This window comes from Sphingomonas arenae (genome assembly GCF_016924655.1).
In the GTDB taxonomy this organism is placed as follows: Bacteria; Pseudomonadota; Alphaproteobacteria; order Sphingomonadales; family Sphingomonadaceae; genus Sphingomicrobium; species Sphingomicrobium arenae.
In genome coordinates this window covers 587,396-607,618 of record NZ_JAFFJU010000002.1, presented here as the reverse complement: position 1 = coordinate 607,618, position 20,223 = coordinate 587,396, and the positions used below count along the sequence as shown (strand labels likewise).

The 20,223-nt window shown below is 66.2% G+C and carries 20 protein-coding genes and 1 tRNA gene; 9 read left to right on the top strand and 12 right to left on the bottom strand.

All coding sequences use genetic code 11. The annotated features are described in order from the left end of the window. Positions 1 to 32: 32 nt before the first annotated feature. Positions 33 to 629 (bottom strand): TIGR02466 family protein, encoded by a 597-nt coding sequence (locus tag JT720_RS09035; RefSeq protein WP_205480919.1) that lies wholly within the window; start codon positions 627 to 629, stop codon positions 33 to 35. Between the two features lie 22 nt (positions 630 to 651). Continuing rightward, positions 652 to 2,109 carry a hypothetical protein gene (locus JT720_RS09030; protein ID WP_205480918.1) on the bottom strand — a complete coding sequence of 486 codons (1,458 nt, stop codon included), beginning with the start codon at positions 2,107 to 2,109 and terminating at the stop codon, positions 652 to 654. 105 nt (positions 2,110 to 2,214) lie between these two features. Here JT720_RS09030 and JT720_RS09025 point away from each other — a divergent pair, with 105 nt between their 5' ends. Next, complete coding sequence (locus tag JT720_RS09025; protein WP_205480917.1) at positions 2,215 to 3,105, top strand: oxygenase MpaB family protein; 891 nt, start codon at positions 2,215 to 2,217, stop codon at positions 3,103 to 3,105. Here the strand turns inward: JT720_RS09025 and pth are convergent. The 7 genes from pth to JT720_RS08990 all read right to left on the bottom strand — a co-directional run bounded on the left by pth (position 3,068) and on the right by JT720_RS08990 (position 9,071). Beyond that, positions 3,068 to 3,640, bottom strand: a complete 573-nt coding sequence (pth, locus tag JT720_RS09020; RefSeq protein ID WP_205480916.1) for an aminoacyl-tRNA hydrolase — start codon at positions 3,638 to 3,640, stop codon at positions 3,068 to 3,070. The two genes, JT720_RS09025 and pth, sit on opposite strands and share 38 nt — an antisense overlap. A gap of 89 nt (positions 3,641 to 3,729) precedes the next feature. Further along, entirely contained in the window at positions 3,730 to 4,353 is a 624-nt protein-coding gene (locus JT720_RS09015) for a 50S ribosomal protein L25/general stress protein Ctc (RefSeq protein ID WP_205480915.1), read from the bottom strand. 120 nt (positions 4,354 to 4,473) lie between these two features. Continuing rightward, a complete protein-coding gene (locus JT720_RS09010) occupies positions 4,474 to 6,336 on the bottom strand; it encodes a S8 family serine peptidase (RefSeq protein ID WP_205480914.1) in 1,863 nt (620 codons plus the stop codon). A gap of 97 nt (positions 6,337 to 6,433) precedes the next feature. After that, positions 6,434 to 6,901, bottom strand: a complete 468-nt coding sequence (locus tag JT720_RS09005) for a hypothetical protein (RefSeq protein ID WP_205480912.1) — start codon at positions 6,899 to 6,901, stop codon at positions 6,434 to 6,436. Beyond that, the gene (locus tag JT720_RS09000; RefSeq protein ID WP_205480911.1) at positions 6,870 to 7,082 is read right to left on the bottom strand and encodes a helix-turn-helix transcriptional regulator; all 213 of its coding nucleotides are present in this window, start codon (positions 7,080 to 7,082) and stop codon (positions 6,870 to 6,872) included. The genes JT720_RS09005 and JT720_RS09000 overlap by 32 nt, the downstream gene beginning before the upstream one ends. Positions 7,083 to 7,185: 103 nt before the next feature. After that, positions 7,186 to 8,031 (bottom strand): TraB/GumN family protein, encoded by an 846-nt coding sequence (locus tag JT720_RS08995; RefSeq protein WP_205480910.1) that lies wholly within the window; start codon positions 8,029 to 8,031, stop codon positions 7,186 to 7,188. Positions 8,032 to 8,177: 146 nt separating this feature from the next. Then, positions 8,178 to 9,071 (bottom strand): TraB/GumN family protein, encoded by an 894-nt coding sequence (locus tag JT720_RS08990; RefSeq protein WP_205480909.1) that lies wholly within the window; start codon positions 9,069 to 9,071, stop codon positions 8,178 to 8,180. Between the two features lie 84 nt (positions 9,072 to 9,155). Between JT720_RS08990 and JT720_RS08985 the strand changes: the two genes are divergently transcribed. Genes JT720_RS08985 through mscL form a run of 3 tightly spaced genes read left to right on the top strand, consistent with a single transcriptional unit; the run spans position 9,156 to position 12,790 of the window. Then, positions 9,156 to 10,028, top strand: a complete 873-nt coding sequence (locus JT720_RS08985) for a glycine--tRNA ligase subunit alpha (RefSeq protein ID WP_205480908.1) — start codon at positions 9,156 to 9,158, stop codon at positions 10,026 to 10,028. Then, positions 10,025 to 12,292, top strand: coding sequence for a glycine--tRNA ligase subunit beta (gene glyS, locus JT720_RS08980; protein WP_336511978.1), 2,268 nt, complete (start codon positions 10,025 to 10,027; stop codon positions 12,290 to 12,292). The genes JT720_RS08985 and glyS overlap by 4 nt, the downstream gene beginning before the upstream one ends. Before the next feature lie 57 nt (positions 12,293 to 12,349). Beyond that, the gene (gene mscL, locus JT720_RS08975; protein WP_205480904.1) at positions 12,350 to 12,790 is read left to right on the top strand and encodes a large conductance mechanosensitive channel protein MscL; all 441 of its coding nucleotides are present in this window, start codon (positions 12,350 to 12,352) and stop codon (positions 12,788 to 12,790) included. A 3-nt stretch (positions 12,791 to 12,793) separates the two neighbouring features. Here the strand turns inward: mscL and JT720_RS14045 are convergent, their stop codons facing one another. Both JT720_RS14045 and JT720_RS08970 read right to left on the bottom strand, forming a co-directional pair. Beyond that, positions 12,794 to 12,916 carry a hypothetical protein gene (locus JT720_RS14045; RefSeq protein WP_272873185.1) on the bottom strand — a complete coding sequence of 41 codons (123 nt, stop codon included), beginning with the start codon at positions 12,914 to 12,916 and terminating at the stop codon, positions 12,794 to 12,796. Positions 12,917 to 13,129: 213 nt separating this feature from the next. Further along, a complete protein-coding gene (locus JT720_RS08970) occupies positions 13,130 to 14,239 on the bottom strand; it encodes a lipase family protein (protein WP_205480903.1) in 1,110 nt (369 codons plus the stop codon). Between the two features lie 367 nt (positions 14,240 to 14,606). Here JT720_RS08970 and rpsA point away from each other — a divergent pair, with 367 nt between their 5' ends. The 5 genes from rpsA (at position 14,607) to JT720_RS08945 (ending at position 18,903) form a co-directional block, all read left to right on the top strand. Beyond that, positions 14,607 to 16,313 (top strand): 30S ribosomal protein S1, encoded by a 1,707-nt coding sequence (gene rpsA / locus JT720_RS08965; protein ID WP_205480901.1) that lies wholly within the window; start codon positions 14,607 to 14,609, stop codon positions 16,311 to 16,313. A 159-nt stretch (positions 16,314 to 16,472) separates the two neighbouring features. Next, on the top strand, positions 16,473 to 16,769 hold the full coding sequence (locus JT720_RS08960; protein ID WP_205480899.1) for an integration host factor subunit beta: 297 nt from the start codon (positions 16,473 to 16,475) through the stop codon (positions 16,767 to 16,769). Between the two features lie 71 nt (positions 16,770 to 16,840). Beyond that, positions 16,841 to 16,926, top strand: a tRNA-Leu gene (locus tag JT720_RS08955). Positions 16,927 to 17,037: 111 nt separating this feature from the next. Beyond that, complete coding sequence (locus JT720_RS08950) at positions 17,038 to 18,651, top strand: EAL domain-containing protein (protein ID WP_205480897.1); 1,614 nt, start codon at positions 17,038 to 17,040, stop codon at positions 18,649 to 18,651. 84 nt (positions 18,652 to 18,735) lie between these two features. Beyond that, on the top strand, positions 18,736 to 18,903 hold the full coding sequence (locus tag JT720_RS08945) for a hypothetical protein (RefSeq protein ID WP_205480896.1): 168 nt from the start codon (positions 18,736 to 18,738) through the stop codon (positions 18,901 to 18,903). A 4-nt stretch (positions 18,904 to 18,907) separates the two neighbouring features. Here the strand turns inward: JT720_RS08945 and JT720_RS08940 are convergent, their stop codons facing one another. Further along, positions 18,908 to 20,209, bottom strand: coding sequence for an MFS transporter (locus tag JT720_RS08940; protein WP_205480894.1), 1,302 nt, complete (start codon positions 20,207 to 20,209; stop codon positions 18,908 to 18,910). Positions 20,210 to 20,223: the final 14 nt, after the last annotated feature.

Here is a 20,223-nt window from a genome sequence, read left to right as displayed (position 1 = left end):
GGCGGACCCTGGATCAAGTCCGGGGTGACGACTCAGGCGAAGTTGAAGGAGATGGACAACCTCTCGGCGCGGCCGGTGCCGGGTAGTACCTCGTGCCGCAGCCAGCTTTCCCACAGCAGGATCAGGCCCGGGCGGGGCTGCACGGTGACGAAGGGCTGCAGCTCCTCCGGCGCATCCTCGTGGCGCGTCGGTGCGGCCATCATCATGGGCAGGCGCGGGTCCTCGAAGCGGATTGCGCCGGTGCCGGGGGGCACCTCCACGTAGAGCGTGCCGCTGATGATGCTGTGCGGGTGGATGTGCGCGCTGTGGTGCCCGCCGCCGCGCAGCAGATTGACCCAAAGGCTGTCGATGCGCGGCTTGCGGGGCATGGCGAAGGCGCAGTCGGAAGCGAAGGCGGCGGCATGGCGCACGAGGTGCCTGGACAGGTCCGCAAAGGCCGGGTCGCGCCGAGGGAGGTCGTCCAGCGAGGCGTAGCTGGTGTAGCCGCGATAGCCCTTGTCGCGGCTCCAGCGCTGGCCGGCGACGTCGTCCTCGGCAAGGCTGCGGATGGAATGGGCGAGGTCGGCGAGGAGCGCCTCGTCGCCGAGATCGGCTTCGTGGAGTCGGGTGGCGAACAGGCTCCGAGTCATAAGGCTGCCGTAGCGCGGACGGTCAGCGGCGCAACCAGATCTCGATGTCGCCGGCGCGCGTGGCGTAGCGATAGGGGCGCATGGCCTTCACCAGCAGCGGCTCGCGGGCAATCCAGCGTTTCTCGAGGACTTCGACCAGGACCACGTCGGGCCGGCCGCGAGCGACGTCGTCGGCGAAGGACTGGATATCGGCCTGGTACCAGCGTTCGAGCTGGACGCGCTCGGCTCCGCTCATCTTTGTGGGGCGGCGGTACTGGACGCCGGCGACGGTGAACAGCGAGGCGCGGGAGCCGATCCAGCGGCCGTCGACGTTGCGAACGGCGGGGTGGCCCGTCACCAGTTCGGTGCCGAGCGTGATCATCTTCGGATTTGGCGGCGCGACTCGGCGAAGGGCTTCGGCGAGTCCGGGCTGGGGCAGGATGCGGTGGGTGGAAGAGAGCGGGATCGCGGCCATGATCAGGGCGGCCGCCCCGACGAGGCGCTGGCGCTCGCGCGTGACGCCACCCTTGAGCAGCAGGACGCCGAACGCCGCGATGCCGAGCGCGGTGCCGGGGAGGGCGTGGTTGGCGTAGCTCTTGCCCTGGATGACTGCGGCGAGGGCGAAACCCACGGTTCCGAGGAACAGAGTCGTGGCGAGCGGCGGCACGCGGGCGGGACGTAGGAGGGCGGCCAGGCCGAGCAAGGCGGCGGGGGTGAAGACGCTCGGACCTGCAAGCATCAGGTGCCAGCGCTCGCGCATGTGCAGGTAGGTGCCCGCGAGCAACGGGAGGTAGTCGAAGTAAGCGCGGGCGAAGAGCAGCAGGCCGGCCGCATAGGCGGCAAGGACCAGCGCGCCGGCGACGATGGCGGGCACGAGCGGCCGAAGTGAGCGCGCCTGCCACGCGGCCCAGAGCGCGGCCGGGCCGACGGCAAGCGCGAAATGCGGCTTGATAACAACGACCAGCCCGGCGGCGAGGCCAGCGACGAAGCGCGTGCGAGCGCTCAGCGGGTGCTGCTCGGCCAGCAGTGCGAACACCGTCAGCGTCGGCAGGGCGAGCAGGAGGGCGACATGCTCGCGCTGGGCGAACAGGCCGCCGGGGAGGACTAGAGTGACGAAGCCGAGGGTGGCGGCGAACGCGATTGGCGGAGGTGAATGGCGGAGGCGGCTGGCGAGCCGGAGGGTCGCGAAAGAGCAGAGAAAGGCGAGCAGGATGGTGGTGCCCGCGACGACTCCCTCGGCGCGCAGGCCGGTGAGCTGGGCGAGCCACACCATCGGCACGTAGAGCCAGACGGAGGCGGGCGGATTGACCTCGAACAGGTCGATGTAGAGCCGCTTGCCGGCGAGCACCTGTTCCGAGACGGTGATCAGCCAGGAAACATCGCCGTCGATCGGGATAAAGAAGCTCTGGACGTTGGCGGCGACCACTGCTGCGGCGAGCAGGATGAGGCTCGGGGCCAGGCTGCCGGTGCGGGCGGGGGTCCAGGTCGCGGCCATGTCCATGGCGCTGCCTTAAACCGGAGGAGCTAAGAGGCGGTGAAAGGCCATGGGGCAACCTAGCGCGGCGTGCGGGCGGGGCAAGCGGCCGGCGTGGAGCGTTCGGGATGCATGAGCTGGCTGTTGAGCAGGATCGCCGGGCCGCTGCTGGCGCGCGAGCTGGTCTTCCCGGAGGAGGACTTCACCGTGCCCGCGGGAGAGCCGGCAATCGTCGGGCCGGCCTCCGTCTCGTGGCGCGTGTTCCAGAACCCGGTGAGCCTGGCGGTCGGCGGCATCACGGCTGTCTTGCTGGAGCTTGGGGAGCCGGGGGTGCGATCGGGCGTGTGGGACCACAGCAGCTTCCGCCGAGACCCGCGGGAGCGGATGCGGCGCACCGGATTGGGCGCGATGATCACGGTCTATGGCGCTAGGAGCCGGTTCGAGGGTTATGCGAGGCGGGTGAATGGGATTCACCGCCAAGTGCGCGGGGTGACGGACGCGGGCGAGCCGTACCGTGCGGACGATCCGGTGCTGCTGCGGTGGGTCCAGGCGACGGCGGCGTTCGGATTTGTCGAAGCGTACAAGGCGTATGTGGCACCGCTGTCGGCCGGGGAGGAGGACGCCTTCTACGACGAGGCGAGCCTGGGCGCGGCGCTGTACGGGGTCGCGGATGCGCCGCGTTCGCGAGGGGAGATGTGGGCACTGCTGGCGGAGATGGCACCGCGGCTCGGCCCATCGCCTGTGCTGCACGAGTTCCTAGCGATCATGAGGACGGGCAGGATTCTGCCGGGCGGAGCGGGGTGGCTGCAGCCGCTGCTCGCACGGGGGGCCCTGTCGCTGGTTCCGCTCTGCCTGCGCGAGCGACTCGGCCTGCGCGCAGAGCCGGGCCTGGGAAGGGGCGGGCGGGCGTTGCTGCGGCTGGCGGCGCGGGTGAGCGGAGCGATCGAGGTACCCGACGCGCCGTGGAGCCAGGCCGGGCGGCGGCTCAGTCCTGGTGGAGGCGGCGGGCGACCTCGCTCATGAAGCGCACGTCGTCGCCTTTGGCAAGCCACTCGGCCCCGGCGGCGATGGCCGCGAGGAGGTCGGACAGGGGCTCCATCTCGGCCTTGGCATAGTTGCCGAGGACGTGTGGCGTGACGCGGTCCTTGTGGCCGGGATGGCCGATGCCGATGCGGACGCGGCGGAAGTCGGGGCCGAGCGAGGCGTTGATCGAGCGCAGGCCATTATGGCCGGCGAGGCCGCCGCCGGTGCGCACCTTGACCTTGAACGGCGCGAGATCGAGTTCGTCATGGAAGACGGTGAGGGCGCCCTCGTCGAGCTTGTAGAAGTGCAGCGCCTGCTGAACCGCGTCGCCGCTGTCGTTCATGAAGGTTTGGGGCTTCAGCAGCAGGGTGCGGTGGCGGCCGATGCGGCCTTCGGCGACCAGGCTGCGGAACTTCTTGGTCCAGGGCGAAAAGGCGTGGACCTCGGCGATGATGTCGGCCGCCATGAAGCCGACGTTGTGCCGGTGGAGCGCATATTGCGCGCCCGGGTTACCGAGGCCTGCCCAGATCTGCATGGCGGGTTAGTAGGGCGGGCGCGCGAAAAATAAAGCGCTCACCCTGAGTAGAGACTTCGCCGCTACTCAGGGTGAGCGGGTCTGGTGAGTTAACCCTCGTCGCCGCCTTCGGCTTCCGTCTGGGTGTCGCCTTCCTCGCTCTTCAGCGCGGACGGAGCGACGACGGTGGCGATGGTGAAGTCGCGGTCGGTGATCGCGCTCTCGGTACCCTGAGGCAGTTGGACCGCCGAGATGTGGAGGCTGTCACCCACATCGAGGCCGGCGAGGCTGATGACGATCTCGTCGGGGATCTCGGCCGCATCGCAGACGAGTTCCAGCTCGTGGCGGACGACATTGAGCACGCCGCCGCGCTTGATGCCGGGACTGCCCTCTTCGTCGGTGAAGCGCACGGGCACCGCGACCGTCACCTTGCTGTGCTCGCCGATACGGAGGAAGTCGACGTGCACGGGGCGGCTGGTCACGGGATGGAACTGCACGTCCTTGGGCAGGGTGCGGACAGCCTCGCCGCCGGCATCGATCATGACCACCGTGTTCATGAAGTGACCGGTCGAAAGCATCTTCGCGAGGAGCTTTTCCTCGACGTGGATGCCCAGCGGCTCCTGGTTGGCGCCGTAGACAACGGCGGGGACCCGACCTTCGCGACGCAGTGCACGGGAGGCTCCCTTGCCAGCCCGGTCACGCGTCTCGGCGGGCAGCGTCAGCTGTTCGCTCATGCGTGCAATTCCTTATGTAAGTTCGTGTGTGAGCCCCCACGCCTCCAGGGATGACCATGGGGAGCGGCCGGGCGCATAGCGGAAGGGGCGCGTCATGGCAAATGACGCGCCCCGATGCGCTTACTTGGCCCGGGCGAGTGCCGCCTTCGGGTTGATCACCTTGAACTTCTTGGGTCCTTCCTCCGTGGAGGTCTCCTCGATGATCTGGCGAAGCTGCGCGACCGTCAGCTTCGGGTTCACCGCGAGGAGCTTGCCGGCGAGGTTGGTGACCTGCGGGGCGGCAAGCGAGGTGCCGGAGATGTTGATCGGCAGCCCGGTCGGCGCCTTGGAGGGCACTTCGAAGCCGTTGGCGTAGAGGTCGATCGACTTGCCATAGCTGGTGAAGCCGGCGGGCTGCAGAGCTACGTCGACCGCACCCACGGTGATCACGTTGGGCAGGTTGATGCCGGCCGGGAAGCTGCGAACGAAGTCGACGTCCTGGTCCTCGTTGCCAGCCCCGGCGATGAATAGGACGTCGGGGGCCGAGCGGAAGGCTGTCTCCAGCGCACCGTTCATGCGGTCAAACACGGCCTTCGTGCGGGCCTTGCGCTTGGCCAGGTCAGGCTCATGCGCGGCGAACATCGCCTCGATCTGCGGCTCGGTAATGCGCCAGCTCATGTTCACGACGCGAACCCCGTTTGCCTTGTAATAGGCAATAGCGCGGGACACGTGATCGGCGAAGTTCTCGGCGATCTTCTCGTCCATCGCCTTGGGCACGGCGGCGATCTCGTAGTCGAAGCGGGTGTTGAGCAACCGCGCGGCGGGGTTGCCGACGCTGCTGGTCCAGCCGGTTGCGGTGCCGTGAAGGAACAGACCGACCCGCGCCATCTGCAGAGAGAAGGGCAGAACCTCGTTCGGCTTGAGCGTGGACAGCCGCTGCCGCATGGCCGCGGCTTCCGCGGAGTCCACTGCCGCCTGTTGGTCAAGCGATCCTTTCACCAGCTTGAGCAGAGACGGCAGGTTGGACGTGTCCTCAGCGGGCATGGGCCGGAGATCGCCGGTCGACGGCGTCCACTCCGGCGTGAACGCGATGCCGTGAACGTCGTCCACGAAGCCATTGCCGTCGTCGTCGCGGCCGTTGGCCTGCTCCTTGGCGTTGCGCCACAAGTTGCTCCCGAACACCGACGGATCGAAGCCGCCGTCCCAGATCGCGATCACCACCGGCTGCTGCGCTTGGGCGGGCGTGAGCTCGACCAGCCGCTCGCTCCAGCGGTCTGCCTTCTCCTTCTGGTTCGCCTTCACCTGCGCGTCATAGACCCGGAAAATGCGGTCCTTGAGCGGCAGCACTTCGGTGAGCGTGCGGTGTGCACCGATCAGCGCTCCGGCGATCCCGATATCGACCTTGTTGTTCTGGGCCGCGGCGGCGGTGTCCAGTCCGCCTTGCAAGCCACCGACGATCAGGTCGCGGCTCATCGTCTGGTAGCTTCCGCGGCTCGCCTGGATTGAATCGGCCACCAATGACCAATCGAGCGCCTGGAGAGCAGTGCGAAGCTCAGTCTCGAAGCGGTCGGCGAACTGGGGGCTGCCTTCCCCAACCGCCTTGGCGGCGCGCGCATAGGAGCGGCCCAGCAAACCGGAGACGGCGCGCTGCGCCGGCTTTTCCTCCAGCGCCGCGATCTCGTCCGCGAGCTTCAGATATTCGTCCCAGCGATTGTCTACCAGCGCATCCTGCGCCAGCACGCTGAGCAGGCCCATGCGCGTCGAGCGGTCCTGGATGTCGTAGTTGGTCATGAGGTCACGCACATAAGCCTCGAGCTGCGTTTCCAGTGCTTCCAGCTGCGGACCGCCATTGATCGCGATCTCGCTGGGCTTGGCGGGCAGCTGCACCTGCACGCGCGGCAGATCGGCAGCGGTAGCGATGACCTTCTTCTGCTGGGCCGCGGCCGGCGCGGCAGCGAAGAGCAGGGCAGTGGTCGAAAGAATGGCAAGTTTGGTCAGGCGCATGGTGTTCCCCCAGTGAGATGACGTTTGGCTAAAGAGTGAATGTGACCGTACCGATGAACTTTCGACGGCCTGGCAGGCATGGGTCTGCAAACGGCGGTCACCGGTACCGCCACTTGCGCCACAGATAGACGATGCCTGCGACGATCAGGCTTGTGGCGAATATGATCCAGTCATCCGGCTCGCTGGTAACTTCGAGCTTCCAAAGCGCCCACCAGGCCGGAAACAGGATCGAGTAGGCATAGAGGCCTGCGGTTGAGCCCCACAGGTTGTCCGCAATCTCCAACTCGTCGACCGAAACGGTGAACCACCAGGTCAAGGCTGCGAAAGCAAGGACCGCGGCCGCAACAGCTGCAATGCGGAGGACGAATGGAAAGTCACTCGGCCCGAGAGCCGCGACACCTCCTTCCGCGCGGGCCGCGTCGGTGTAGCCGGCGTACATGCCGCTGAAGAAGCCCACGAGGGCTCCTGTCCCGACCAGCAGCGCAACGATCGTCCAGAATCGTCGGCGCCGCGCCGCCAGCAGGCGCTCGCCCTCACCCGTGTCCATGGTCGACTTCACCATCATCGAAGATCTCCTCGATCCGCAGCTCGAACAGCCGCGCGAGCTTGAAAGCGAGCGGGAGCGACGGATCGTACTTGCCTGTTTCAATCGCGTTGACGGCCTGACGGGATACGCCAAGCCGGCCGCCAAGCTCCGCCTGGCTCCAGCCCCGTTCCGCCCGCAAGACTCGCAGTCGATTGTTCATCGCAGTGTCCGGCTCCCCTGACACGATGTCAGGTGTGCCTTACGTATCCGTGAGTCGGGGATTTGTCAAGCATAGCTGACACTAAGTCATGCAGAGCTGACGTTCAGTGCACGCGTGCGCTCGTCAGCCCCTTCGCTGCCAACAGTGCCTGCAAGCTGTCTTTGCCGACGAGATGCCCGGTGCCCACGGCCACGAAGACGGTGCCCGGCAATTTCATTCTAGCCGTCACCCACTCGGACCAGGCCGCATTTCGGTCAGCGAACAGGATGCGGTAGGCCTCTGGGGATTGTGCCTGAACAGCCGACACCACGCCTTCGAAGGTCCGGTGATCGCCCGCGTTCCATGCCCCGACCATTTGCTTCATCTGGCCGGCAATGACCGCCGGAGAGGCCTTGGGCTTCGCTCGCGCCGGACTGGCGGCGGCACCTGGCAGACGATCGTACATGGCCAGTTGGAACTCGAAGCTTTCGAGACCCAAGACGGGCTTTCCCGCGGCAGTCGCGGCACGATGGAGCACGGCGTCGGCGCCTTGCTCAACGGACAAGCCGACGGACTTGGCCGCGGTCATCGCCTGACGCGTCCCCGCGAGACCTGCGCTGGGCTGGGCTGCCGGAAGGGCAGGAGAGGCCGCCACCAACTTGCGCGCCCGGTGGCGAGCCAAGGCGGCGTCAATCGCGGCGGGACTCTCCGGGACCAATGTTTCAAGGACCAGTTCGTCCGAGCCATCGAAAGCCTGTCTGACCGCATGGTCGAACCAGTGGGCCTTGCCGTCGTGGGCGTGGAAGGTCCCGAACAGATAGACGGTCGTGTCGGAGTCGCGGACGACCCAGAGAGCCGGATTGGCGCATTCTTCAGTGAGCCCAGCCGGTGATGCTGCGTCATGCGCTCCCGCTGCGGCGGGCGCGGTCAGAACCAGCAGAGCAGCGGATGCTCGCCAGAGCCGCTTCACCAGGCCGAACGCTCTCGTGCTCCGGGCGCACTTGCCCCGGAGAGACCTTCCACCGACCATGTTGCGACCCCCCAGCCGCGTTGTTCAAGCCGATAGTGTCCGCTGACAGTTAACGGAGTGTCAAGTGGCTGAAGAGGCAGGGTGAATTATTGTAATCGAGTGACCTTGATGCCGCGCTCTTTCAGGAGCGACTGAACCGAGGTGTCGCCGGCTAGGTGCCCAGCCCCGACCGCCACCAGGATCTTGCCAGGCTGTGCAAGCCGCTGTTCAATCCACCGAGCCCAATTGGCATTGCGCCGCTTCAGCAGGGCGTCCTCCAGCGCAGGAGCTTCCGAAAACTCGCGATTGAAGCTCCTGGCGATGGCCGCCACGTCGCCGCGGGTCCAGGCTGCGAGCATCGCGCCAAACTCGGTGCGGAGTTCCTCCGGCCGCTCGATCGACCCTTCCAGAAGGAGTCGCTGGGAGTCCTCCGGCAAGGTGTCGAAGAAGCCGAACTGCTCCTCGTTGGTCTCGAGCTGGCCGATCGGCTTGCCGGCAGCGGCGAAGTCGCGCTTCAGCACGAACTCGACGCCATTGTCACTTTCCAGCCCCGCCTTCTGCAGCTGGAGCTGGAGGATGATCAGGGCCGCCGCCCAGGTCTCGAACCGGTCCAGCGCTCCTGCCGGAATGCCGAGTTGAGCCAGAGTGGCGGTGAGATCGGCGCGCTTCGCTTCCGGCAGGCGCTGCTGGAGCGGCGGCAGTCCTGGGCTCTGCGCCAGGTTCAGCATGACCGCCTGCGTCTTCTGCGGGTTGCTCGGGTCGATTATGGTCTCGACGATCAGATCGGTCGAACCCGCGATGGCTTTCTCCAGGGTCGGCGTGCGCCAGCTATGCTCGTCGGGCAGCACGTGGATCGTGCCGAACAGGTAGATGGTCGTATCCTTGTCGGCGACTTGCCACAGCGCAGGCCGGGCGACCTGTTCCTGCGGAGCGGTAGCGCAGCCGCTCGCCGCCGCGATGCCGAGAGCGGCGAGGCCGCGCTGTACCCACTTCATGATCATCGGTGTTGTTCTTTCCCGGCCCAGGTTAACGAGCCATGTAGGCACGACTTGCCCGCGCCCCAAGCTCCTGCCAAACGCCCGCCCGTGACAGAGAGAACGCCACTGAGCTTCCAGGACCTGATCCTGACGCTGCACCATTATTGGTCGGAGCGCGGCTGCCTGATCCTGCAGCCCTACGACATGGAGATGGGGGCGGGGACCTTCCATCCGGCCACGGTGCTGCGGGCGCTCGGGCCGGACCCATGGAAGGCGGCGTACGTGCAGCCGTGCCGGCGACCAACGGATGGGCGCTATGGCGAGAACCCGAACCGCCTTGGCCATTACTATCAGTATCAGGTCATGCTGAAGCCCGCGCCCGCGGACCTGCAGCAGCTCTACCTCGGCAGCCTGGACGCGATCGGGATCGATCCTCTCAAGCACGACATCCGCTTCGTCGAGGACGATTGGGAGAGCCCGACACTGGGCGCCTGGGGCCTCGGCTGGGAAGTCTGGTGCGACGGAATGGAGGTAACGCAGTTCACCTACTTCCAGCAGGTCGGCGGCTTCGACTGCAAGCCCGTGGCCGGCGAGCTCACCTACGGGCTGGAACGGCTCGCCATGTACATCCAGGGCGTCGACAACGTGTTCGACCTCCGGTTCAACTCCGAAGGCGTGACCTACGGCGACGTGTTCCTCGACAACGAAAAGCAGATGAGCGCCTGGCATTTCGAGGTGGCGGAAACCGAGGCGCTGTTCGACCTGTTCCGCAAGGCCGCGGCCGAGGCGGAGAACTCGCTCGGCGCCGGCCTCGCGATTCCGGCTTACGAGCAGGCGATCAAGGCCAGCCACATCTTCAACACCCTGCAGGCGCGCGGCGTGATCTCCGTGGCGGAGCGGCAGGCCTACATCGGCCGCGTGCGCGACCTCGCCAAAGCGGCGTGCGGCAAGTGGATGGAATGCAAGGGGTATGCGGCGTGAGCGGCACCGCTGACTTCCTCCTCGAACTCCTCTCCGAGGAGATCCCCGCGCGCATGCAGGCCAAGGCCCGCAACGACCTCGCGCGACTGTTCGCGGAGGAGCTGGACAAGGTCGGGCTCGCAGCGGAGGCGATCGAGACGTTCGCAACGCCGCGGCGGCTTGCGCTGATCGCGCGCGGTCTGCCCCTGGCGACGGCGGCGCAGTCCGAGGAAATCAAGGGCCCGCGTGCCTCCGCGCCGCCGCAGGCGCTGGAGGGTTTCCTGCGCAAGACCGGGCTCAGCCGGGAGCAGCTGGTCGAGCGCGACGGCGTGCTGTTCGCAGTGGTCGACAAGCCGGGGCAGGCGACGGCGGCGGTGCTCGGGCCGGCGATCGAGCGGATCGTGCGCGGCTTTCCCTGGCCCAAGTCGATGCGCTGGGGCGCGGCGTCGGCCAGCACGGCGAGCCTCCGCTGGGTGCGGCCGCTGCACGGAATCGTCGCGCTGCTGGGCGAGGAGATCGTACCGGTCGAGGTGGACGGCATTGGCAGCGGCGCGACGACCGTCGGGCATCGCTTCCATCATCCAGGGCCGATCACGCTCGGCGGGGCGAGCGACTATGCCGAGAAGCTGAAGGCCTGCCGCGTCATCGTCGATCAGGACGAACGCGCGGCAATCATCCGTGACGGGGCGCGGGCGGCGGCTGAGGCCGAGGGGTTGGCGCTGGTCGAGGACGAGGGGCTGGTGGCGGAGAATGCCGGGCTGACCGAATGGCCGGTGCCGCTGCTCGGCCGGTTCGACCCCGATTACCTCGATGTGCCGCGCGAGGTTATCGTGCTCACCATGCGCACCAACCAGAAGTATTTTGCCTGCACCGACGCGAGCGGCGCGCTGGCGCCTGCGTTCGTCTGCACGGCGAATATCGAGGCAAGCGACGGCGGCGCCGCGATCGTCGAGGGTAACCGCCGCGTGCTGGCCGCGCGGCTCAGCGATGCGCGGTTCTTCTGGGAGCAGGACCTTAAGGTTCCGCTGGAAAGCCAAGCGAAGAAGCTCGGGCAGATCGTGTTCCACGAGAAGCTCGGCACGGTTGCGGACAAGGTCGAGCGCGTAGCGAAGCTGGCGCGATGGCTCGTGGAGCAACGCATAATCACCGTCACCCCCGCGAAGGCGGGGGTCCATCTCGCTACCGTCGTGCAGGCGGACAGTTCCGAGATGGACCCCCGCCTTCGCGGGAATGACGAGGAAGTGGCGCACGTAGCCAGCCAAGCCGAACGCGCTGCCCGCTTCGCCAAGGCTGACCTCGTCACCGGCATGGTCGGCGAGTTCCCGGAGCTGCAAGGCATCATCGGCGGCTACCTCGCCGAGGCGCAGGGCGAGCCCAAGGCCGTCGCGGACGCCATCCGCGATCATTACAAGCCGGTCGGGCAAGGCGACGAGGTGCCCACCGCGCCGGTAACGGCAGCGGTGGCGCTGGCGGATAAGTTAGATACTCTTTTCGGATTCTTCCGTGAGGGCCTTCTGCCTACTGGCTCGAAAGACCCTTTCGCCCTGCGTCGGGCTGGCCTCGCGTACCTGAGGCTAGTCGAGGCTGCGAACGTGCGAGCTCTCGTCAGCGAAATTGCTAGGGCATGGCACACTGACGGAACTGTCGGTCCTGGATTGAAGGTCGAAGACTTTCTTCACGATCGGTTGGGTGTTCAGATGCGTGATGAGGGTATCCGCTATGACGTGGTCCAAGCGTCGACCAATCTCGATAGCCGCCTTGATGGTGACCTTTGGCGCGTTCGGCGTAGAGCGGAAGCGCTCCAGATATTCTTGAACACAGGTGACGGCGCCAACCTCCTCGCCGGCTACAAGCGCGCCGCAAACATTCTCAAGAAGGAGAACTGGTCGCTGCCTCGCGTCATGAGCGATCCCGGCGAGCAGGCGATGCCGCAGACCGGCGAGGAAGACCCTCTGGTGCTGGTCGACGAAGCGCCGGAGCTGGCGCAGGCTATTGCCCAGATGGCGCAGGGTTCGGCCGCACCGGCCGATGCTCCTGAGGAAGAACGTGCGCTGGTCGCCGCGCTCGACCAGGCCGAGCCACACGCCCAAGCCGCGATCGAGCAGGAGGACTTCCGTTCAGCAATGGCCGCGCTCGCCTCCCTCCGCCAGCCGATCGACGCCTTCTTCGATAAGGTCACGGTTAACGCCGACAACAAGGAAGACCGCGCCCGCCGCCTCAACCTGCTCGCCCGCTTCCGCGATGCGGTACATCGGGTAGCTGACTTCAGCCGGATCGAAGGTTAGCTTCACCTCTCACGCGAGCCGTTGCGTTGTTCTCGCGCGGTCAGAATGGGGAGGCTCATGCTCAAGGAATTCCGGACCTTCGTCGCCCGCGGCAACGTCATCGATCTGGCGGTCGCCGTGATCATAGGTGCGGCATTCGGCGCGATCGTCAGCTCGCTGACGGACGACATGATCATGCCTGTGCTAGGTCAAGTTCTCGGCGGTCTCGATTTCTCGTCCTACTTCGTCCGATTGGGCGAGGTGCCCGCCGGTTACACGGGCTCCCTCACCGACTATGCCGCGCTCAAGAAGGCCGGCGTCCCAATCCTGGGTTACGGCGCCTTCCTGACGGCTGTCATCAAGTTCCTGATCCTCGCGTTCGTGATCTTCCTGCTGGTCAAGGCCGCCAACCGGGCGATGGGGCGGCGTCCGGCAGAAGAGGCTCCGCCCGAGGACATCCTCCTGCTCCGCGAGATCAGGGACGAGCTTCGCGAAGGTCGGGGTGCGCCTCGCGCCTGACCGTCAGGGACGGGTCGTGGCGGCGTTCCAGTTGGGCGCCGCCTGGACCTCGGCCCGGCCGGTGCGCCGGTCGTAGAGGCACAGCAACCGCTTGTATCGGCCCGCATTGTCACGCCCGCAGATCATGCGAGCCTCGACCGGGATCGTGTCGCTTAAGCTGATCCGCTGCCGCGAGAAGCTGCGGGTAGGTGAAGCCGGACATGGCCACGCACGCACGGTTGGCGCGCTGATTGAGCTGGGCCCAGGCCTCCGGGGTCGAGGCGCATGCGGCGGTCGCAGCGAGGCACAGGCTTGCGCCGGCGGCGACGAGTGACAAGCGCACGTCGAGTCCTCTCTCGGCTAGATGCGACCACAGTCGCTCGGCGCGCGAGCACCGGCGAAGCGGTCGTTGATCCACGCAAGGGTTGCGGATGCAGACTGCTTGGCGGTCGTCGCGTGATCCTTGCCTGGGAGATCAACCCAATCGACCCGAACGCCGGCGCGGCACAGCTGGCCAGCGTACTGGCGTGTCACGGCCGAGGACACGAGCGGGTCCTCTCGCGTTTGCGCGATCTGGACCGGAACCGGAGACTGCGGAGCAAGGCTGTTGGCGCGCACGTACCGGGCCCAAGGCTGGGTGGACGCGAGGTCCACGCCTTTGAGGTCACGGCGCAAGGTCAGCATGCCGAGCATGGTTCCAAGGTTAGGCGAGATCAGGCTGTCCACGCAGTTTTGCGCCATGCGGCGGATGATGCCGGGCGTACCTCTCCGCCCGATCACCAGGGGAATGCCGTAATGCTGAGACCAGCTGTATGTTGCCAGCGCGGTCATGAATGCTTTGGCATTGGGGTTGCGCGCCGCACGGAAGTTGGCGGCAAGATCCGTGACTGGCGCGCCAGCAGCAATGCCAACCAACACGAGCTCCGGCGCATATGCACGCGCTCGCTGGCCCGTCCACAGCGCTGCGTGCCCGCCCTGGCTCTCGCCCCACACCGCAAATCGAGGTCCCGCGGCAGCGCCCGCGATCTGCTGCGCGGCCCGAACCGCGTCCAGCGTTGAGCGTGCCGTAGCTCTCCCGACCAGATAGGGGTGGGGCGTGGCCGCGCCGAGGCCGGGGTAATCCGGAGCGACGACCACCTTGCCGGAAGCAACTGCCGGCACGGCCGGGGTGAGCTCGAAGAAACGCGGGCTGAGCGACGGTGCGCATTTCTCCACCACGCCCCAAGTGCCGTGAGTCCAGGCGATCACGTCGCGCGGGCGCGGCGGGATGGCTTCTCGGGGCGCGACCACCATTCCGGTGACCTGGATTGGCCTGCTCTCGGTCGTGGTCGTCCAGTAGCGGATCTTCCACGCCTGGCTGCCGCCGGGCGTCTGCACGACAGGCTCGGCGGAGATAAGCTGTCCGGCCTGCTGCGCCAGGGCTGGCGTGTTGGCGGCGAGTGCGACGAGAACGGCTACGGATCGCAGCATCAAGGGGTCTCCCGTTCGACCTGATCGCTAATCTATGTGATGCTGCAACCGTAACGCATACGGCACAAGTGCCTATCGCTTGCCGCTCAAGGGCTTCTGCACTATAGGGCCGCGCGTCCGGCGGGCGGTGGAACCCGTGGGCAGCTCGTCTTTCGGCGGTGCGCGTGAGGCTCCGGACCCATGAGGTCCGTCCTCGACGCGCTTTTTTCGCTGGAATGGACCTGCCCGCAGCCTCGTTCGCGCGGATGCCTCGACCGGCATGGGGCCGGCGGGGCGGCATTGGGTTTCCAGGCCCGCCAGAGGGTAAGCCGACCATGGTGGTCCGGCTGGCGGCAAACGAAACTGAAGTAGAGAGACACACTTTTATATGGCCACGGCGGCTTTTCCCACCCGCGACGATTTCGCGGCGCTCCTCAATGAACAGCTTGGCGGCGAGAACGAGGCCTTTGAAGGCCGCGTCGTCGAAGGCACCGTCACCGCGATCGAGAACGACCTGGCGGTCATCGACGTCGGGCTGAAGAGCGAAGGCCGCGTGCCGCTGCGCGAGTTCGCAGCGCCGGGCCAGAAGGCAGAGCTGAAGGTCGGCGACAAGGTCGAGGTCTACGTCGACCGGGTCGAGAACTCGCAGGGCGAGGCGATGCTCAGCCGTGACCGCGCCCGCCGTGAGGCTGCGTGGGACAAGCTGGAGAAGGAATTCGAGGCCGGGAACCGCGTCGAGGGCGTGATCTTTGGCCGCGTGAAGGGCGGCTTCACCGTCGACCTCGGCGGTGCCGTGGCCTTTCTGCCGGGCAGCCAGGTGGACATCCGTCCGGTTCGCGACGTGCAGCCGCTGATGGACTTGCCGCAGCCGTTCCAGATCCTGAAGATGGATCGCCGCCGGGGCAACATCGTCGTCTCGCGCCGCGCTATCCTGGAAGAAACCCGCGCCGAACAGCGCAGCGGCCTCATTCAGAGCCTGGCCGAGGGCCAGGTCATCGACGGCGTGGTCAAGAACATCACCGACTATGGTGCCTTCGTGGACCTGGGCGGCATCGACGGCCTGCTGCACGTCACGGACGTCAGCTACAAGCGCGTCAACCACCCGTCGGAGGTGCTCAACATCGGTGACACGGTGAAGGTGCAGATCATCCGCATCAACCGCGAGACCCAGCGTATCAGCCTCGGCATGAAGCAGCTCGAGAGCGATCCGTGGGAGGGCGCCGCCGCCAAGTATCCGATCGACGGCGTATTCCGCGGCCGCGTGACCAACATCACCGAATACGGCGCCTTCGTCGAGCTGGAGCCAGGCATCGAGGGCCTGGTCCACGTGTCCGAGATGAGCTGGACCAAGAAGAACGTCCACCCGGGCAAGATCGTCAGCACCAGCCAGGAAGTCGACGTCAAGATCCTCGAGGTCGATGGCGAGAAGCGCCGTATCAGCCTGGGCCTCAAGCAGGCGCAGTCGAACCCGTGGGCCGACTTCGCGGAGAAGCATCCGGTCGGCAGCCAGGTCGAGGGCGAAGTCAAGAATGCCACCGAGTTCGGGCTGTTCATCGGCCTCGACGGCGACGTCGATGGCATGGTGCACATGTCGGACATCGCCTGGGGCATCTCGGGTGAGGACGCGCTGGCGCTGCACCGCAAGGGTGAGCGAGTGCAGGCGGTCGTGCTCGACGTGGACGTCGAAAAGGAGCGCATCAGCCTCGGCATGAAGCAGCTCGAGCGTGGCGGCGTGGCCGTCGGCAGCAGCACGGGTGGCGGCGTCAACAAGAACGAAGTCGTGACCGTGACGGTGCTCGAGGTTCGCGACGGCGGTCTCGAGGTTCAGGTCGGCGACGATGGGGCGACCGGCTTCATCAAGCGCACCGATCTGGGCCGTGATCGCGACGAGCAGCGTCCGGAGCGTTTCCAGGTCGGGCAGAAGTTTGACGCCATGGTCACCGGTTTCGATCGGTCCAAGAAGCCGACCTTCTCCATCAAGGCGATGCAGATCGCCGAGGAGAAGCAGGCTGTTGCGCAGTACGGCAGCTCGGACTCGGGCGCGTCGCTGGGCGACATCCTTGGCGAGGCGCTGAAGAACGCGACCAAGAAGTAAGCGTCGGAGCGTATCGAAAAGGCACACGGGCGTGGGGAAGTCTTTCTCCGCGCCCGTTTTTTCTGCCCTGCTCGCTTGCGTGTACTGGGCAGCTGTGACAGCTTCCATGGAGGGCGCCGGGGGGCGCTCGCAGCGATTGCGAATTGCGGGGACAAACGAATGATCCGGTCGGAACTGGTTCAGAAGCTCTGCGGCGACTTTCCCGACCTCACCCAACGTGAGGTCGAGGGCGTAGTGTCGGCCTTGTTCGATTCCATCACCGAGCAGCTGGCCAGCGGCGGGCGGGTAGAACTCCGTGGCTTTGGCGCCTTCTCTACGCGTCAACGCGATGCTCGCGTCGGCCGAAATCCCCGGACCGGCGAGAGCGTGGACGTCGACGCCAAGCGCGTGCCTTATTTCAAGCCCGGCAAGGAAATGCGGGAGCGACTGAACCTGGGCGAGGTCACCGCAGAATAAGGGCGGCCGTTCGGCCGGCAGCGGCCAACTTCGCTTGACCGACCTGCATCGCATCCCGAAGAGGGAGCGGTGCGGACGTGGCGGAACCGGTAGACGCTGGAGACTTAAAATCTTCTGCCCCTTGGGCGTGCGGGTTCGAGTCCCGCCGTCCGCACCAGACCGGCGCCTTCAGGGAGATGGCGGATTTCCGGGCACACCGCATCCGAACACTCCGAAGCGGAGCGATTTGTTAACGACACACGCTTAAGCTGTGCGCGTGGCTCTGATCGTGCGTACCCTCATCTCCGCGAACAGTCGGACAGAAGCTGCGCGGCGGGATCTTCTCGTCGTCCTGATCCTCGTGTCCGCCGTGATGCTGCTGATCTGGAACGGCGGCTCGCTTCTGCAGATCGCAACCGAGGGCCGCAGCGCCAGCTTCGGCACCAGCATGAAGGTTGCGGCGACTGCCCTGATCCTCAACGTCGCCCTGATCCTCTTCGGATGGCGCCGTTACGTGGACCTTCAGCATGAAGCGGAGCTGAGGGCGGATGGAGAGCGCCGTGCCGCCATCATGGCTTCTACGGACAGCCTCACCGGTCTCGCCAATCGCAAAGGGTTTGCTGACGGGCTGCAGCAGCTGAACGCAGAGATCAGCACAGCGGGGCGTCATGTTGCCATTCTGTCGGTGCAATTGCAGCGCTTCAAGGCGGTGAACGACCGGCATGGCTACGATGTTGGGGACGAGTTGCTGAGGCGCCTTGCCTCCCACATCCGGCAGGAACTTCCGGCAGATGCCGTCATCGCGCGGCTGAGCGGTGACGAGTTCGCGGTCGCAGTCGCCTGCGACTGCGACAATCGCGAGCGGGTGGAGCAGGCCGGAGAAGCGCTGCTCCGTATTCTGGGTCGCAGCTACGACATCGACGGGACTTTGGCACAGGTCGGCGCGTTCCTCGGAATAGCGGTGCAGCCTGCCGCGTCGGACAGCCGCCCTGCGGACCTGCTTCGCCGAGCGGACATCGCCCTGGAGCGTGCCCGCAGTGCTCGCTCGGCGCGGCCGGTCTGGTTCGACGCCAGCATGGAGCAGGCGCTGATCGCCCGAAGCGAACTGGAGCATGCTCTCCGCTTGGGTCTCGAGCACGACCAGTTCGTTCCCTTCTTCGAACCCCAGGTCGATCTCCGCAGCGGAGAGATCATCGGCTTTGAAGTCCTCGCCCGGTGGCAGCATCCGACCCGTGGGATGATCCGTCCCGATGTGTTTATCCCGGTCGCCGAGGACATCGGGCTCATCGGCCTTCTCTCGGAAAAGGTCATCGGCGCAGCTCTTGCCGCGGCACGAGATTGGGACGCGAAGCTGACGATTTCCGTGAACATCTCGCCTACGCAGTTGAGTGATCCCTGCCTGACCCAGAAGATCGTGCGACTGCTCGAGGAGGCGGGCTTCCCGGCGGAGCGGCTGATCGTGGAGATCACCGAAAGTTCTCTGTTCGCGGATCTGGAACTTGCACGCTCGATCGCCGCCGCCCTCAAGGGACACGGCATCAGTCTCGCGTTGGACGATTTCGGAACGGGCTTTTCGTCCCTTTCGCAGCTGCGCTCCCTGCCACTCGACATGATCAAGCTGGATCGAAGCTTCGTCACCACGCTCATGGCGGAGCGTCAGAGCGCGGCGATCGTTCGGGCGGTCACGACCTTGGGTTCCGCCATCGGCGTTCCCGTGATGGTGGAGGGAATCGAGGACGCCCCCACCCACGCCGCTGTCCTTGCCCTTGGAGCACGTCGCGGCCAGGGATGGTATTTCGGAAAGGCCACGAGCGCAGATCGAACAGCCGAACTGCTCACCCGCAACCTCGCTGGACCACTGGAAGCTCCGACTTCGCCACCGCGACTCCGCGCCGCTAGCTGACGAACCGTCCCGCGACGGGACGCCCGCAGCCGACGTCGGCTGAGCGCGTTGCAGCCATGGTAAAAACCGCGTTAAGGTTGTCCCATGAGCCGTGCCGCAGTCCTGTCGTTCACTCACTCCTCCCTCGTCCGGCGAGTCCGTTCGGAGGCGCGTGCGGAGCTGCTTCGGGCGTCGGGGCTGAACGATGATCTTCGACTGTTTGCCACGACCTTCGCCGCCGGCTTCCTGTTCGTCAGCCTTTTTTTGGCGTGACCACCTAATCGCAGGCCTTGTGCAGCCGCCAGCCTAGCCATGCGGAGAGCAGGCTTGATCCTGCCACGATCAACAGGCTGTCCGCCACGGTGACTCCGGCCAGGATGGCAAGGGTGAGCAGGCCCGTCGCTGCCACCATGAAGCCCGCATTGACGATATTGTTGGCGGCAATGGTCCGCGCCGTCTGCGACTTGGGCACGGTGGTGGTCAGGAAGGCGTAGAGCGGAACGACAAACATACCCCCGGCGATGGCGACGCCGAGCAGGTCGGCCACGATCCAATAGCCGTGCGGCTCCGCAAGGAACGCCTGGAGGTCTCGCAACGGGGCGCCTTCCACGTTCGGCCAGACCTTCACCCTGCGGAACAGGTCCAGCACGAACAGACCCATCCCAAGGGCAGAAACGGGTGAATAGCGGGCCGAGACCGAGCCCTTGAGCAATCGGTTCACGGCCACGGAGCCAATCGCCACTCCCACCGAGAAGATCGCCAGGAACAGGGTCGCCACCTCCTGGTTCGAGCCGAGCGCATTCTTCACGAGCGGCGGGAACTGCGCGGCAAGAACGGCGCCCATGGCCCAGAAGAAGCTGATCGCGACAATCGCCAGGAACAGGCGGGGAATGTGCAGCGTGGCGCTGACCAGCCTGATCGAGGCACGGAGGATGTGCCAGTCGATTCTCGCGTCCGGTGCGTCATGTTCCGGCGGCGCGGGCGGGACGAACCGGCCGCTGATCCAGCCCAGCACCGCCACCGCAAGAACGCCGACTGCGCCCCATTCGGCATGATAGCTGCCGTCCAGATTCTGCAGCACCAGCACTCCACCAAGCAGCGTTCCGACCAGGATGCCGATGTAGGTGCCGGCCTCAACCAGGCCCGTTCCTCCCAGGACTTCGTCGTCGCGCAGGTGCTGCGGCAGGATCGCGTATTTGATCGGACCGAAGAAGGTCGAATGCACGCCCATGGCGCACAAGGCGAGAAGCAGGAGGGGAACGTTGTGGAGGAGGAGACCCGCTGCCCCGAACAGCATGATGACGATCTCGGCCGTCTTCACCAGTCGCACGATCCGCGCCTTGTCGGTCGCATCCGCCAATTGTCCAGCGACGGCCGAGAGGATGAAGAACGGCAGGATGAACAGTCCGCCAGCTACCGCGCTGAACGCCGCCTCCTGCTGCGGGTCGCGGTAGATGCCGTAAATCACCAGCATCACCATGGCCGTGCGGAATAGGTTGTCGTTGAACGCACCCAGGAACTGGGTCACGAAAATCGGCAGGAATCGCCGCGTCCGGAGAAGGTGGAGGCTGTCCTGCATCGGGTGTCGGGAGC